The organism is Kineococcus endophyticus (assembly GCF_040796495.1).
Taxonomy (GTDB): Bacteria; Actinomycetota; Actinomycetes; order Actinomycetales; family Kineococcaceae; genus Kineococcus; species Kineococcus endophyticus.
In genome coordinates this window covers 159081-173717 of the sequence record NZ_JBFNQN010000008.1, presented here as the reverse complement: position 1 = coordinate 173717, position 14637 = coordinate 159081, and the positions used below count along the sequence as shown (strand labels likewise).

Annotated in this window: 15 protein-coding genes and 1 riboswitch; of the genes, 5 read left to right on the top strand and 10 right to left on the bottom strand. The window is 72.4% G+C overall.

The window, feature by feature from the left end:
- From AB1207_RS13010 to AB1207_RS13000, 3 genes are read left to right on the top strand one after another with little or no spacing between them, the layout of a single operon-like run.
- Positions 1 to 1029: an ABC transporter permease gene (locus tag AB1207_RS13010; RefSeq protein ID WP_367638800.1), complete on the top strand. Its 1029-nt coding sequence runs from the start codon at positions 1 to 3 to the stop codon at positions 1027 to 1029.
- Positions 1026 to 1958 carry an ABC transporter ATP-binding protein gene (locus tag AB1207_RS13005; RefSeq protein WP_367638799.1) on the top strand — a complete coding sequence of 311 codons (933 nt, stop codon included), beginning with the start codon at positions 1026 to 1028 and terminating at the stop codon, positions 1956 to 1958. Before AB1207_RS13010 ends, AB1207_RS13005 begins: the two co-directional genes overlap by 4 nt.
- Entirely contained in the window at positions 1955 to 2782 is an 828-nt protein-coding gene (locus AB1207_RS13000; RefSeq protein ID WP_367638798.1) for an ABC transporter ATP-binding protein, read from the top strand. The genes AB1207_RS13005 and AB1207_RS13000 overlap by 4 nt, the downstream gene beginning before the upstream one ends.
- 4 nt (positions 2783 to 2786) lie before the next feature.
- Here AB1207_RS13000 and AB1207_RS12995 read toward each other — a convergent pair whose 3' ends face one another.
- The 10 genes from AB1207_RS12995 to AB1207_RS12950 form a co-directional block, all read right to left on the bottom strand.
- Positions 2787 to 3854, bottom strand: a complete 1068-nt coding sequence (locus tag AB1207_RS12995; RefSeq protein ID WP_367638797.1) for a carboxylate-amine ligase — start codon at positions 3852 to 3854, stop codon at positions 2787 to 2789.
- 65 nt (positions 3855 to 3919) lie between these two features.
- On the bottom strand, positions 3920 to 5302 hold the full coding sequence (locus tag AB1207_RS12990) for an NtaA/DmoA family FMN-dependent monooxygenase (protein ID WP_367638796.1): 1383 nt from the start codon (positions 5300 to 5302) through the stop codon (positions 3920 to 3922).
- Positions 5299 to 6501, bottom strand: a complete 1203-nt coding sequence (locus AB1207_RS12985; protein ID WP_367638795.1) for an acyl-CoA dehydrogenase family protein — start codon at positions 6499 to 6501, stop codon at positions 5299 to 5301. The genes AB1207_RS12990 and AB1207_RS12985 overlap by 4 nt, the downstream gene beginning before the upstream one ends.
- Positions 6498 to 8138 carry a dipeptide ABC transporter ATP-binding protein gene (locus tag AB1207_RS12980; protein ID WP_367638794.1) on the bottom strand — a complete coding sequence of 547 codons (1641 nt, stop codon included), beginning with the start codon at positions 8136 to 8138 and terminating at the stop codon, positions 6498 to 6500. Before AB1207_RS12980 ends, AB1207_RS12985 begins: the two co-directional genes overlap by 4 nt.
- A 41-nt stretch (positions 8139 to 8179) precedes the next feature.
- Complete coding sequence (locus AB1207_RS12975; protein ID WP_367638793.1) at positions 8180 to 9061, bottom strand: ABC transporter permease; 882 nt, start codon at positions 9059 to 9061, stop codon at positions 8180 to 8182.
- Positions 9058 to 9357 carry an ABC transporter permease subunit gene (locus AB1207_RS12970; protein WP_437178929.1) on the bottom strand — a complete coding sequence of 100 codons (300 nt, stop codon included), beginning with the start codon at positions 9355 to 9357 and terminating at the stop codon, positions 9058 to 9060. The genes AB1207_RS12975 and AB1207_RS12970 overlap by 4 nt, the downstream gene beginning before the upstream one ends.
- A gap of 51 nt (positions 9358 to 9408) precedes the next feature.
- Complete coding sequence (locus AB1207_RS12965; protein ID WP_367638792.1) at positions 9409 to 10065, bottom strand: ABC transporter permease; 657 nt, start codon at positions 10063 to 10065, stop codon at positions 9409 to 9411.
- Between the two features lie 7 nt (positions 10066 to 10072).
- On the bottom strand, positions 10073 to 11539 hold the full coding sequence (locus tag AB1207_RS12960; RefSeq protein WP_367638791.1) for an ABC transporter substrate-binding protein: 1467 nt from the start codon (positions 11537 to 11539) through the stop codon (positions 10073 to 10075).
- A 266-nt stretch (positions 11540 to 11805) separates the two neighbouring features.
- Positions 11806 to 11898 carry a putative leader peptide gene (locus AB1207_RS12955; RefSeq protein ID WP_367638912.1) on the bottom strand — a complete coding sequence of 31 codons (93 nt, stop codon included), beginning with the start codon at positions 11896 to 11898 and terminating at the stop codon, positions 11806 to 11808.
- Between the two features lie 21 nt (positions 11899 to 11919).
- Positions 11920 to 12017, bottom strand: a riboswitch (SAM riboswitch).
- A gap of 130 nt (positions 12018 to 12147) precedes the next feature.
- Positions 12148 to 13083 (bottom strand): sugar-binding transcriptional regulator, encoded by a 936-nt coding sequence (locus AB1207_RS12950; protein WP_367638790.1) that lies wholly within the window; start codon positions 13081 to 13083, stop codon positions 12148 to 12150.
- Between the two features lie 104 nt (positions 13084 to 13187).
- Here AB1207_RS12950 and AB1207_RS12945 point away from each other — a divergent pair, with 104 nt between their 5' ends.
- Both AB1207_RS12945 and AB1207_RS12940 read left to right on the top strand, forming a co-directional pair.
- Complete coding sequence (locus AB1207_RS12945) at positions 13188 to 13835, top strand: transaldolase family protein (RefSeq protein WP_367638789.1); 648 nt, start codon at positions 13188 to 13190, stop codon at positions 13833 to 13835.
- A gap of 40 nt (positions 13836 to 13875) precedes the next feature.
- Positions 13876 to 14628, top strand: a complete 753-nt coding sequence (locus AB1207_RS12940; protein WP_367638788.1) for an SDR family oxidoreductase — start codon at positions 13876 to 13878, stop codon at positions 14626 to 14628.
- Positions 14629 to 14637: the final 9 nt, after the last annotated feature.

Here is a 14637-nt window from a genome sequence, read left to right as displayed (position 1 = left end):
ATGTCCACACCGAACGTCTCCAGCGTGGCGACCGCGGACGAGGCGACCGCTCCACGGTCCAACCCGTTCCGCAGCCTCAACTTCTCCGCCCGGTTCTGGGTCGCCCTCGGCTTCGTCGTGCTCGTCCTGCTGCTCGGGGTCGCGGGGTACTTCTACCCGACGTCGTCGAGCGAGAAGGTCGGGTCGCTGTACGACCCGCCGGGGAACGGCCTGCTGTTCGGCACCGACAACTTCGGGCACGACGTCCTCGCCGTCCTCATGGCCGGTACCCGCACCTCGCTCGTCATCGGGCTGGTCGCCGGCATCATCGCGACGACCATCGGTGTCGCGATCGGGCTCCTCGCGGGCTACGTCGGCGGCTGGCTCGAGGAACTGCTCATGGGCATCACGAACGTGGTCCTGGCCATCCCCTCGATCATCGTCCTGATCCTCATCTCGATCTCCCTGCCCAAGAGCACCATGTGGTCCCTCGCGGTGGTCATCGGCATCACGTCCTGGCCCTGGACGGCTCGCGCCGTCCGCGCCCAGGCCAGTTCGGTCGCCACCCGCGAGCACATCGACGTGGCCCGGCTGTCCGGGGCGCGCCTCGGCGGCATCCTCGTCCGCGACGTGCTGCCGTACATCCTGTCCTACGCGGTCATGGCGTTCGTGCTGCAGGTCTCCGGGGCGATCCTCGCCGAAGCGGCGCTGTCGATGCTGGGGCTCGGGCCGGCGGGTGCGGACTCCCTCGGGACCCAGCTGCACTGGGCGCTGGCCTTCCAAGCCGTCGCCAGCGGCGCCTGGTGGGCGTTCCTGCCGCCGACCATCGTCCTGACCCTCGTCTCCTTCGGGTTCCTGCTGCTGCAGGCCAGCCTCGACGAGGTGTTCAACCCGCGGCTGCGCCGCGGCAAGCGCAAGCAGATGAAGCAGACGCAGGCCCGCCGCCTCGCCGAGGCGCAGGCGGCCGCGGCCACGCGACCCGTGGGCGGCGAACGTGCCGGGGTGGGCGCCGGCCGGGCCAGGACGGCGCACGAAGGGGGACGGTCGTGAGCACCACCGGAGCGTCCGGGGCACCGACGTCAGGCACGGGGACGGGGACGGGCACGTCGACGCTGCTCGCCCGCGCGGTCGGCGTGCGGGCCGTCTACGGCGGCGGGGACCGGGACTTCACCGCGGTGGACGGGGTGACCCTGGAACTCGGCGAGGGGGAGATCCTCGGCCTCGCGGGGGAGTCGGGGTGCGGCAAGACCACCCTGGGCAACTCCTTGGCCATGATCGCCAACCCCCCGCTGTACGTCGTGGAGGGCACGCTCGAGATCGACGGCGAGCAGATCGACCTGACGACGCTGCGCGGCGACCAGGACCTGAAGCGGCAGCGGAAGTACCGCGGCGGCGTGGTCTCGATGCTGCCGCAGGGGGCGATGAACGCCATCAGCCCGACCCTGCGCGTGCGCAACCTCGTGCACGACGTCATGCGGGCGCACGACCGGTCCGTGACGCGGGACCAGGCGCTGGACCTGGCCCGGGACCGGCTGAAGATGCTGGAGATGCCGGTCCGCGTGCTCGACTCCTACCCGCACCAGTTGTCCGGCGGGATGAAGCAGCGCGTCATCACGGTCGTCTCGACCCTGCTGAACCCCCGGCTGCTCATCGCCGACGAACCGACGTCCGCCCTGGACGTGTCGAGCCAGCGGATGCTGGTCGAGATGCTCCTGGCGATGGTCGAGCAGCGCATCATGTCGGGGGTCGTGTTCGTCACGCACGACCTGCCCGTGCTGTCCCAGGTGTCGGACAAGCTCGCCATCATGAACGCGGGGAAGATCGTCGAGACGGGCCCCACGGAACAGCTCGTCCACGACCCGCAGCACCCGTACACGAAGAAGTTGCTGTCGTCGGTGCTGGACCCGACGGAGGAGACGCGGGCACGGGGCCGGGACCGCCGGACCCGCCCGCAGCCGACCGAGGGAGGTCTGCGATGACGACGGGAACCACCGGACCGGCCGCTGCGACGGCGACCGACAGCGTGCTCGCCTGCCGGGACGTCGTGAAGGAGTTCCACGTTGCCGGGTCGAAGGTCGTGGCCGTGGACCGGGTCTCCCTGGACTTCCCGGCCGGCAACGTGCTGGCCGTCGTGGGGGAGTCCGGTTCCGGCAAGTCGACCCTCGCGCGGATGCTGCTGCGGCTCATGCCGGTGACCTCCGGCGCGATCTCCTTCCGCGGGCAGGACGTGACGAACCTGCGGGGCAAGCAGTTGCGGTCGTACTGGAGCGAGGTGCAGGCGGTCTTCCAGGACCCGTTCGCCTCGTTCAACCAGTTCTTCGCCGTCGGCGGCCTGCTGCGGCGCAGCCTGGCGCTGGCCTCGGTCGGGCGGGACGAGGCGGACGCCCTCATCGAGGAGTGCCTGGGCTACGTCGGGCTCACCCCGGCCGACACGTTGCACAAGTACCCGCACCAGTTGTCGGGTGGTCAGCGGCAGCGCGTCATGCTGGCTCGTGCGCTCATGATGCGGCCCAAGGTCCTGCTGGCCGACGAGGCGACGAGCATGCTCGACGCCACGCTGCGCGTGAACGTCCTCAACGTCCTGCACGACCTGAAGGACGACCTCGGGCTGACGGTGCTGTTCATCACCCACGACATCGGGCAGGCCTGCTACCTGGCCGACCGCGTCGCGGTCATGGAGCACGGGAAGGTCGTGGAACGCGGCAGCACGGACGAGGTGATCTTCGCGCCGCAGGCGGACTACACCAAGCGCCTGCTCGCGGACGTCCCGGACCTCAAGGGCAGTCTCAAGCGGCGCGTCTGACGGTTCAGGACCGCAGGGTCGCCTCGGCGGCCTCGCGCGCCACGGCGTCCACCCCCGACCGGGCCGCCGTGGCGCGCTGCCAGTCCGCGCCCGTGCCGCGGCGGCGGACGTCCGCCAGCCCGGTCAACACCAGCTCCTCGTCCCCGGCGTCGAGCAGGGCGGGACGCACGTGGTCCACCAGGGCGGTCAGCACCGCGTCGGCGGGTTCCGGCCGGCCGGAGGTGGGGGAGACGAGCTCGCCGCCGGTCCCGTCGTGCGCGGCACGCCAGGACGCCGCGCGCAGGGCGGCGACGGAGACGTCGGGCACCGGGAGGCCGTCCGCCGCCTCGCGGGCCGCGGTCTCCACGAGTCCCCGGGTGAGGGCGGCGAGGAGCACCGCGTCGCGGGCCAGCAGGCAGACGTCGGCGACGCGGACCTCCACCGTGGGGTGCGTCGCCGAGATGCGGGCGTCGAAGTAGAACTGCCCCGCGTCGAGGGGGACGCCCGTGGCCAGCAACCGCGCCGTGGCCCGGTCGTAGCCGGCCGCGTCCCCGAACGGTTCGGTCGGTCCGGCCGTCGGCCAGCGGTACCAGACCTGGGTGCGGTACGAGGCGTACCCGCTGTCGGCGCCCTGCCAGAACGGGGAGTTGGACGACAGGGCCAGCAGCACGGACGTCCAGGGCCGCAGGCGGTCCAGGACGGCGGCGGCCTCGCCCCGGTCGGGGACCTCGACGTGGACGTGGCACCCGCACGTCAGCTGTTCGCGGACCAGCAACCCGTAGTGGTCCTCCAGGCGCTGGTAGCGCTCGCCGCGGGTGGTGGCGGACGCCGTCGGCAGCGGGTGGGTCGCCAGGGCGAGCAGCCGGGCCCCCCGCTCCCGGGCGGCCGCAGCGGTGCGGGCGCGGCGTCCGAGGAGGTCGGAGGCCGCCTCCCGCAGGTCCGTGTGCGGAGCGGTGCCGGTCTCGACCTGCTGCTGCTGCAGTTCGGTCTGCTCCTCCACGGCCCGCGCCACCGCCGGCCCGTCGCCACGAGCCCTGCCCGTGTCGGCGTCGACCAGCAGGAACTCCTCCTCGATGCCGACGCGTCGTCCCACCCGGCGATCATGCTGCGGTGGTGGGCTGCGTGCATGCCGAGGTCGTTCTGGGGCCCCTGCCGGCGTCAGGTGCGTCCTCGAAGACCCCTCCCGCCGGCGAACCGGCGGCCTGGGTGGTCGGGCGGGAGGTGCGGTCCGGCTCCACCGAAGCGTTCGCGCATCGTCTGACCCTTGACGTACCCCTCGGGGCGGCGGCCACGCTCGCGCAACCGCGGGACCACGAACTCGCCGAAGTCCTCCAGGGTCCCGTAGCTGTGGTGCTGGGTGAGGTTGATGCCGTCGATGCCGACGTCGTCGAGCCAGCGCTCGATCTCCGCCACGACGACGTGGGGTTCCCCGGCCACGGAGAAGGTCCGGGCGAAGCGGCCCGTCGCGTCGAGGAAGTCCGCGATCCGCTGCTCGAGCGGGAACCCCCGGGTGGCGGGGTCGTCCAGTCTGCCCTCCGCGGCCAGCGCCTCGCCGACGGTCCGGTCCCGCGGATGGGCGGTGGGGTCGAAGGGCAGGGACGCGTGGGCGAGCCGACCGTCGAGGCTGTCGAAGCGCTCGTGCTCGGCCACCTTCGCCGCGACCTCCGCAGCGGTGCGGCCCGTGACCACGCTGGCCTGGACCACGAACTTCACGTCCTCGGCCTGGCGGCCGTGCCGGACGGCTGCCTCCCGCACCGCGGCGATGGTCCGTCGCACCGACGCCTCGTCGGGTCCGCCGGTGAAGACGAGCTCGGCGTGCCGGCCGGCGAACTCGATGCCGGCCCGGGAGGCGGTGGCCTGCACCACCAGCGGCGTCCTCTGGGGGGAGGGTGACGTCAGGTGCGGTCCGGCGACGCGGAAGTGCTCGCCGGTGTGGTGCACGTACCGCACCCGGGTCGGGTCGGTGTAGACGCCACGGTCGCGGTCGGCGACCACCGCGTCGTCGTCCCAGGACCCCTCCCACAACTTGTAGACGACCTCCATGAACTCGTCGGCGATGGCGTAGCGGTGGTCGTGCTCGATCTCGTCGGCGAGCCCGAAGTTCCGGGCCGCGTTCGGCAGGTACGACGTCACGACGTTCCAGCCCACGCGCCCCCGGGTCAGGTGGTCGAGGGTGCTCATGCGTCGCGCGAAGGCGAACGGGGGTTCGTAGCTGGTGGAGAAGGTCACCCCGAACCCGAGGTGCTCGGTCACGACGGCCATCGCCGGGACGACGAGCAGCGGGTCGTTGCTCGGGATCTGCAGTCCCTCCCGCAGAGCGGTCTCCGGTCCGCCGCGGAACACGTCGTAGGCTCCGACGACGTCGGCCAGGAACACGGCGTCGAACCCCGCCTCCTCGGCGGTGCGGGCCAGCGTCGTCCAGTACTCGACGTCCTCGAACGTGTGGCGGCGGTTCCCGGGCAAACGCCACAACCCGTGCGTGATGTGGCTGACGCAGTTCATCTCGAACAGGTTCAGCAACAACGGCTTCACGGCGCTCACGCGATCTCCTTCCCGGCCTCGCCGGTCGCCCAGGCGTACGTCAGCCCGGACCCGTTGACGAGGTGGTCGCCGACGGTCCGCAACTGGTAGGCGACCGGGTTGTGCGAGGCGAGGGTCCGGGCGTTGCGCCAGTGCCGGTCGAGGTGCCGACCGAGGTCGGTCGCGGAGGCGCCCCCCACGTCGAAGAGAGCCGTCGTCGAGCGCAGCACGAGTTCCACGACCACCGCCTGGGCCTGCACGGTGGCCAGTTCGGCCTGTTCCACGGCTCCGGTGCGTTCGGGACCCGTGGCCGCGTGCACGGCGTCCAGGGCGCGCGCGGCGTCCAGGACGAGCGCACGGGACGCGGCCGCGTCCGCGGCGAGCCGCCCCACGACGTGCAGGACGAGGGGGTCCTGGGCGGCCGTCGCCCCGGATCCATGCCGGTACACACGGGTGCGGGTGCGGACGAAGTCCGTCGCATCGCGCACCACGGCCTGCGCGGTGCCGGCGAGGCAGGCCAGCAGGACGAGCTGCACGAAGGCCGTCATCGGCGTGGGGACCCCGTCACCGTGCTGCTCGACCACGTGGGCGGGGTCGACGCGGACCCGGTCGAAGCGGGTCGTCCCACTGCCGGTCAGGCGTTGACCGAAACCGTTCCAGTCGTCGCGCAGGTCGACCCCCGCAGCCCTGCTCGACACCACCACGCCGACGGGCACCGTCGTCCCGTCGGGCCCCTCCCGCTGGGCGCTCACCGCGATCCAGTCCGCGAAGAGCGACCCGGTGGTGTAGTGCTTCACACCGTCGAGCTGCCACCCGTCCCCGACGCGCGTCAGTCGCGTCGACAGCGACTCCACGACGGCCGAGCTCCTCTCGTGCGTCGCGTTGCCGAACACCTCGCCGGCGGCCACGGCCCGGAACCAGTCGGCGGTGCCCGGCCGGTCGGGGTCCAGGCGCAGTCCCTCGACGTGGGCGAAGTGCGCGCGCAGGAGTTGCGGGAGGTTGGAGTCGGCCGCCGCGAGGTCGACGAGGACGGCGAACAGCTCCTCGTCCGTGGCACCGCCCCCGCCGAACTCGGTGGGCACCGTCAACGCGGTCACCCCGGCCTCGCGCAACGCGTCGACCGCGGCGAAGGGCAGTTCCCGCTTCTCCTCCCGCCCGACCGCGCCGGCGGCGATGCCGTCCAGGACCTCCGCGAGCTCACCTGGCCCACGGCGGCTCACGGGCGGGCTCCCGGGACGCCGGTGGAGCGGCGGATCCGGGGGACCGCTGCCAGCAGTGCCTGCGTGTACGGGTGCCGGGGTTGCTCGAAGACCTGGTCGGCGTCGCCCTCCTCCACGATGCGTCCCCCCTGGACGACGAGCACACGGTCGCTGAGGTGGTGCACGACCCCGAGGTCGTGGCTGATGAACAGGTACGCCGTGCCGAGCTCGTCCTGCAGGTCCCCCAGGAGGTCGAGCACCTGGGCCTGGATCGACACGTCGAGGGCGGAGACGGGTTCGTCGCAGACCACCAGGTCAGGGCGGGTGGCCAGGGCACGGGCGATGGCCACCCGCTGCCGCTGCCCACCCGACAACCGCAACGGGTGGTCGTGGAGGTGGCGAGCGGACAACCCCACGTGGTCGAGGAGTTCCGAGACGCGACCGGCCGGGTCCTCCTCCACCCGACCGACGGCGTCCAGAAGGATGCGGCGCACGTCGTGGCGGGGGTCGAACGAGCTCAACGGGTCCTGGTGGACGTAGCCGAGGCGACGACGCCGCGGTCGGCGCTGCTTCTCGGTGACTCCCGTCCAGGGGAGCCCGGCGAACTCCACGGCACCCCCGTCGGGTTCCACCAGGGCCAGTGCGATCGCCGCGGCTGTGCTCTTGCCGGACCCCGACTCCCCGACGATGCCGACGGTCTCGCCGCGACGGACGTCGAACGACACGTCGTCGAGAACGGTGCGCGTCACGCCGTCGGGGCCTCGGTAGTGCTTCGAGACCGAGGACACCCGCAGCAGCGCAGGGGTGTCGTCCACCGGCGCCGGGAGGACGGAGGTCCGCGGACGCGGCACCGCCGTCGTCCCCGGGCCCGCCGGGGAGGACAACCTCTCCCCGCGCGACTGCGCGGAGGGTACGGCCGCGATGAGCCGGCGGGTGTACTCGTGCCGGGGGTCACCCAGCACCTGCGCCGTCGGGCCGGACTCGACGACGCTCCCCTCGCGGAGCACCAGGACGGTGTCCGCCAGCCGGTCCACGACGGCGAGGTCGTGACTGATGAGCAGCAGGCTCCGACCGCGGGCCACACCGTCGGCGAGCAGGTCGAGGACCTGCGCCTGCACTGTCGCGTCCAGCGCGGTGGTCGGTTCGTCGGCGATGAGGACGGGCGGGTCCAGCGCGATGCCCGCGGCGATGAGCGCTCGCTGACGCAGACCGCCCGACAGTTCCGCCGGCCGCTGCCGGGCGCGCCACGAGGGTTCGGGCACACCGACGTCCCCCAGCAGGGCGACGGCCCGCTCGTGCCGTTCCCGGCGGCGGCCGACCCCGTGCAGCCGCAGGGGTTCGGCGACCTCGTCGCCGACGCGGCGCAGGGGGTCCAGGGAGACCAGCGCGTCCTGCAGGACCAGGCCGATGTCGCGGCCTCGGACTCTGCGCCAGGCGCGGTCGGACAGCGCCCGCAGGTCGCGACCGGCGAAGGAGAGTTCGCCGGCGTGGATCGTCGAACCCGGTCCGGTGAGCCCCAGGAGGGACCGGGCGGACACGCTCTTGCCCGAGCCGGACTCCCCGACGATCGCGACGCAGGTACCCGCCGTGAGGTCGAAGGACACGTCGTGGACGACCTGGCGGTCGCCGAAGGAGACCGACAGGTCCCTGACCCGCACGAGGGCATCGTGCTGCGGGGGGTCGCTGGGGTGGAGTGGGTTCACGAGGGGCTCCCGGGTCGGGTGGCGTTCTGCAGGAAGCGGCCCAGGACGGTGACCGCGAGCGTGGTGAGGATGATGACCGCACCGGGGAAGAAGTCGAGCCACCAGGCCTGCTGGAGGTAGTTGCGGCCGGCGTTCAGCATCGCCCCCCACTCCGGCGCGGGGGGTTGGACGCCCAGGCCGAGGAAGCCCAGTGCGGCGGCCCAGACGATCGCCTGCCCCACGCCGAGGGTGATCAGGGCGACGAGCGGGCGGAAGGCGTTCGGCAGGATCGTCCGGGCCACGATCGTCCGCGACGGGTGGCCCAGCGTGCGGGCCGCCTGCACGTACGGCGCAAACCGCACCGCGAGCACCTGACCGCGGACCATGCGGGTGTACCCCGGCAGGGACGCCACCCCCACGGCGACGATCTGCGTCAGCGCGCCGTTCCCGAAGACGGTGATGAGCACGAGGGCCAGGAGGAGCCCGGGGAAGGCGTACAGGACCTCGACCGCGCGGTTCACGGCCCCGTCGGTGAACCGCGACCCGAGGCCGGCCAGCAGTCCGAGGACGAGCGCGCCGGCCATGGCCAGGGCGGTGGCGCCGAGGCCGATGAGGACGGACTGCCGGGTCCCGTGCACGACACGGGCGAAGACGTCCCGGCCGGACTGGTCGTTGCCGAACCAGTGCTCCGCGGACGGGGCGGCGAAGCTCTGGTCGAGGTGGATGACGAGCGGGTCCTGGCGGGTGAGGGCACCCGGGAGGAGGGCCGCCAGCGCGACCAGCGCGATCACCGCCAGTGCGAGCAGCAGGGCGGGGGAGCGCCAGGAGGACCGTGGCCTGCGGACCACCCCCGGGGAGGCGTGGGCCTGCGGGTCGGTCGCGATCTCGACGGTGGTCACCGGGTGCCTCCCAGGGCGTGACGCAGACGGGGGTCGACGAGGACGAACGCCGCGTCGGTCAGCAGGTTGGCCACCACGTACACGAGGGCGACCACGAACGTGATGCCGGTGACGAGCGGCAGGTCCTGCGCCGCCACGGCCCCGACCAGGCCCTGACCGAGCCCCTGCCGGGCGAAGATCGCCTCGACGACGACCGCCCCGCTGATGAGCGAGCCCAGAGCCCAGCCGGACAGGCTGATGCCGGGCAGCGCCGCGTGCCGGAGGACGTGCCGCCACCGCACACCCGCCACCGACATGCCACGGGCCCGTGCGGACAGGACGAAGGGTTCACCGAGCGCCTTCTCGAACTAGTCCCGTGTGACCTGACCGAGGAAACCGGCCAGCGGGATCGCGAGGGTCAGGGTGGGCAGCACCAGGCCGGCGACCCCGTTGTCGATGACCGGCAGCCACTGGAGCTTGGCGGCGACCACGACGAGCAGGACGAGACCCAGCCAGAACTGGGGCAGAGCAGCGGCCACGACCTCGACGCCGGACCCCACCGTCGTCGCCCACCGGCTCCGCCCCGCCGTCAGCAGCGTCGACGCGACGGACAGGACCCAGGCCGTGACCAGCGCCGACACCGTGAGCACCAGGGTCGGGCCGAACTGGCTGCCGATGACTTCCACGACGGGTTGCTTGAACGTGTACGACTCGCCGAAGTCGAAGCGTGCCAACCCGGCGAGGTGGTGCAGGTACTGCACGACCAGCGGGTCGTCGAACCCGTAGGCCGCTCGGACGGCTGCGACCGCCTCCGGGGTGGGGTGCTGGGACGCACCGCCCAGCACCGCGACGGCGGGGTCCCCCGGGACCAGGTTCCCCAGCAGGAAGACGATCGTGCCGACAGCCCACAGGAGGCCGATCGCGCCGGCGAGCTTCAGGGCCCACCGGCGTGCCGCGGCACGACGCGGACCGGACGGGCGGGCCACCGCGGGCCGGACCTCGAGGGTCGGGGTGGAGGTGCTCATCGTCGTCTCACTCCGTCAGGTAGGCGTCGTGCAGCACCGGTTCGCCCTCGGACGTCTCGATCCAGACGTCCTTCAGCTCCTTGCGCACAGCGAGTCGGGTCTGGACGGGGTAGAGGCCGACCGCCCAGGCGTGGTCGGCCACCATCTGCTGCGCCTGGGCGTACAGCACCTTCTGCGTGCCCGGGTCGGTGGTCGCACTGGCCCTGAGCAGCACGTCGTCCAGGGCGGGATCGGCGTCGAAGGCCACGTTCTGGCCGTTGTCGACGTCGAGGGTGGCCTGCGAGAACTGGATGTACATGACGTGCGGGGTGGGGGAGTTCCAGTAGGTCCCCAGGGCGTCGTACTTGGTCTCGTCACCCCAGACGGAGTTCATCGAAGAACCGTCGAGGGGTTCGAGGTCCACCTCGATGCCGACGAGCTTCTCCTCCGCCTGGATGTTCTGCAGGATCGTGACGTCCCCGGGGGGCGTCTCCCCGCTGTCGGAGTTGTAGGGCAGCAGCACCGTCAACCGCCGGCCGTCCTTGGTGCGGTACCCCTCGGAGTCCCGGCCGGTCCAGCCGGCCGCGTCGAGGAGGCGTCCGGCTTCGGCCGGGTCGTAGGGGTAGGGGTCGTGCGAGGCTGCGGAGTAGGAGGGGGTTCCACTGGAGATGGTGTTCCCCTCGTACGGGTAGACGCCGCCGTACGCGCTGTGCACGGCGGCCTGGGCGTTGGAGGCGTGCGCGAACGCCTTGCGCACGCGGACGTCGGAGAAGACGTCGCTGCGCGTGTTCAGACCGAGGCTGAAGGGGGAACCGGAGTGGACGAAGCTGCTGAGCTGCAGGTCCGGATTGGACTCCGCCGATTCCTGCGACTCGGCGGGGAGGTTGAAGATGGCGTCCACCTGACCGCCGGCGAGCGCACTGTAGCGGGTGGTGTTGTCCTTGAGGAACCGCCAGGTCACCCCCTCCAGGTAGGCTGGTCCCTGGTGCTTGGCGTTCGCCGGAGCGGAGTTGTAGTTCTCGTTCCCGACGAGCTCCACGTCTCGGGCACGGTTCCACCGCTTGACCACGAAGGGTCCGGTGCCGACCGGCGACACGCAGTTCTGGGCCAGGCCGCGGGCCATGGCCTTGGGTGATTCCATGCCGAAGAACGCCTGGCTCAGAGCGATGAGCAAGGGGGAGTAAGGGCGCAGGAGCTCGATGCGGACGACGTGGTCGTCGACGGCCACGGCCTGCTTGAAGTAGGACGTCAGGTACAGCAGGTCGGTGGACGACTGCGTCGCGGGGTCGAGGATCTGGTGGAAGTTGGCCACCACCGCGGCGGCGTCGAAGGGAGTGCCGTCGGTGAATTCGACACCCTTCTTCAGGGTGAAGTCGTACGTCAGACCGTCCGGGGAGATCGTCCAGCTGTCCGCCAGCCACGGGACGACCTGACCGTCGGAGGTCGCCGAGACGAGGCTGTCGAGGTACTGCCGTGCGATGTAGGTCTGGGGCATGTCCCCGCTGTTGTGCGGGTCGAGGCAGGTGGGTTCCCGGTCCGTGGCGTAGACGGCGGTCCCCCCATCGACCCGGCGACCCACTCCTTCCGACCCGGACGAGGTTGCGGCGCAGCCGCTCAAGAGGACCGAAGCCGCAACGGCGGCAGTGGACAGGGTTCTCCGACGGGTGGGCACAGTGCTCCTGGGGGACGTGCTCGCGAGCGAGGTGAGCAGGTGGGGTAGGCCCGCGGGCGACGCCGCGCAGGTGGGGGGTGAGGGTCCGGTCAGGCCGGACAGCAGCTGCTCGACTGCCGAGCGAGGTCGACGTGGCGCCGGCGCACCAGGTGGACCCGCGGTCGCTCCGCGGCTCCGTTCACGTTCTGCACGACGTCCTCCGCACTCCATCGTCTTGGCGGAAGCACCTGTCGGAACCCGTGGGACCCGGTGGTTGCTGCGGCGTCGTCGAGCCAAGTCTCTCGGCCGCTCTGGATGGTGTGGTCAGTCAAGCGACTCGGAGTCGAACGTGTCAACCCCGAGTCCCGCACTGCAGCGCGACGTCAGGTCGGGAACTCCGTCCCCGGGCAGTTCCGGAGGCGCGACGTCTCCTCGTCGAAGGCCCTCGGACGTCAGCCGAGCAGAGCCTCGGCGGTCCGGTGGTCGGTGACCAGGCGGTGGACGATCCCGCTGCGGCAGGCCGCCCGGACGGCGTCCGCACGGTCCTCCCCGACCGCGACGGCCGTGACGTCGGGGATGGAGCGCAGTTCCTCGGTGGTCACCGAGATCGCCCGGTCCGACAGCCCGGGAACCTCGAGGACCGAGCCGTCCTGCGCGAGGAGCGTCGTTCCGACGTCGGCCACGACACCCGCGTCGTCGCAGGCGGTCTGCACCGCGGCGGGCAGCGCCGAACGCAACCCCGAACCGTCGCCGCGCCAGGAGCCGATGCCGACGACGGCGCGGTCCGTCCCGCCGTACAGGGCGAGGGTGGCCGCGATCGACGTCTCGGCCCGCAGGGTCCGGGCGCTGCCCGGGGTGTCGGCGAGGAGAGGGGCGTGCAGGACCCAGGCCCGGCCGGCGGTGCGCGAGCCCACCGCCCGCACGAGGTCGGCGGGGCCGGAGGCGAGGGGTTCCTGGGCCAGGCCGCCGACCAGCTGCACGACGTCGACCTTCGGCAGTTCCGGCAGGGCGTCGACCACCGCCCGCAACGTGCGTCCCCACGTGATGCCGAGCCGCTGACCGTCCTCGAGGAGGCCGGCGACGATCCGCGCGGCGGCCGCACCGAGTTCCGCGCGTCGTCGTTCGGGCGCCTCGGCCGCCGTGGGCACGACCACGCACTCGGGGACCTGCAGGTGCGCCGCGAGCCGCAGCGAGCTCTCCACCTGCACACCGGCCGGTTCGCGCACGGTGAAGGTGATGATGCCGTCCTTCACCGCGCGGTCGATGAGGCGCGCCACCTTGAACCGAGACACCCGCAGTTCGTCGGCGATCGCGCTCTTGGTCGCCCCGTCCACGTAGTAGCGCCGTGCGGCGGTGGTCGCTCGCAGGGCCTCCAGCGCGCTGTCCACGCGGCTCCTCCCGACGGGTTTCGTTGACACCAGGACTCCCGCGGCACGATAGTGCAGTTCACCGTTGAGCGTACCCCCGCTCAACTGAGCGCCTGGAGGAGTGCGTGAGGTTCTACGCGGACAGCGCCGACGTCGAGCGGGTCGAGGCCCTGCTCCGGGCCGGGCTGGTGAGCGGTGTGACGTCCAACCCGGCGATCCTCGACCGCGCCGACCGCGGCGCCGGCGACTTCCCCGAGCTGTACTCCCGCTACGTGGCGGCCGGTGCGGAGGAGGTGTTCTTCCAGACGTGGGGGAGCAGCCCGTCCGAGATGGTGGCCAACGCCTCGCGCATCACCGACCTCGGTGACCGCGTCGTCGTCAAGCTGACCGCGACGCGCGCGGGGTTCTCCGCCGCCGCGGTCCTGCGCCGCGCGGGCGTCCCCACGCTCATCACCGCGGTGAACACCGTCGCCCAGGCGGCGATGTCCGCACAGGTCGGCGCGGCGTGGATCGCCCCCTACTTCGGGCAGATCGCCGACCGCACCGGCGAACCGCCCGTCGGACTCGTCGGGGCCATGCACGCGGCCCTGCGGGACAGCCCGACGCAGGTTCTGCTCGCCAGCGTGCGGAACCCGCAGGCGGTCGAACAGGCCCTGGCCGTCGGGATCAGGGCGTTCACCGCGCACCCCGACGTCCTCGACGCCTGCCAGACCGACGAGCACAGCGAACGCGCGCACGCCACGTTCGAGGACCTCGTGCTCCGCCGCGCCTGAACCGCCGCTCGCAACCCCCACCTCGACGAGGAGACCGCACGTGCCCGCTGAACGCCGCGACCTGACCGGATCGGTGGTCCTGGTGACCGGCGCGGGGGCAGGCATCGGAGCCGCCACCGCGCGGCAACTCCTGGAGGCCGGGGCCCGGGTGGTGCTGGCCGACCTCGACCCCGGCAGGGCGACGCTGGTGGCTTCGGGTCACCCGCCGGAGCAGTTCCTCGCCGTGCGGCTCGACGTGCGTTCCCCGGACGCGGCCCGCCAGGCCGTCGCCGAGGCCGTGCACCGGTTCGGTCGCCTCGACTCGGTGGTCTGCAACGCAGGCATCGGGGTGTTCGGCGGCATCTGCGACTACCCCGACGACGTGCTGCAGGCGATCGTCGACACGAACCTCCTCGGGACGGTGTGGGCGGTCCGGGCTGCGGTGCAGCACTTCGACGACCGCGCGGCGGACGAAGACGCCGGTGGTGACGTCGTCCTGGTCGCCTCCGTGGCCGGGCTGGGCACCGGGGGAGGGGACGAGGCCGTGTACGCGGCGAGCAAGCACGGCCAGGTGGGTCTGGCGACCTCGCTGGCCCGGGAACTGCGGGAGCGCGGCGTCCGCGTCAGCACCATCGCCCCGGCGGCGGTGAACACGGGTTTCGCCGACGGCGTCGGGAGGACGGCGGGAGATCCCGTCAAGGACGGTTTCCTGGCCCCCGACGACGTCGCCTCCGCCGTCGTCACCGTCCTGCAGCAACCCCGGCGGATGCGCACGGCGCTGTGGTCGATGTGGAGCATGGCCGAGCAGTCCTGACCCGATCCC

Coding starts and splice junctions, on each gene's coding strand:
- AB1207_RS12965 (WP_367638792.1), bottom strand. CDS start 10,065: ATGAGCACCTCCACCCCGACCCTCGAGGTCCGGCCCGCGGTGGCCCGC.
- AB1207_RS12970 (WP_437178929.1), bottom strand. CDS start 9,357: ATGTCGGTGGCGGGTGTGCGGTGGCGGCACGTCCTCCGGCACGCGGCG.
- AB1207_RS13010 (WP_367638800.1), top strand. CDS start 1: ATGTCCACACCGAACGTCTCCAGCGTGGCGACCGCGGACGAGGCGACC.
- AB1207_RS12960 (WP_367638791.1), bottom strand. CDS start 11,539: ATGCCCCAGACCTACATCGCACGGCAGTACCTCGACAGCCTCGTCTCG.
- AB1207_RS13000 (WP_367638798.1), top strand. CDS start 1,955: ATGACGACGGGAACCACCGGACCGGCCGCTGCGACGGCGACCGACAGC.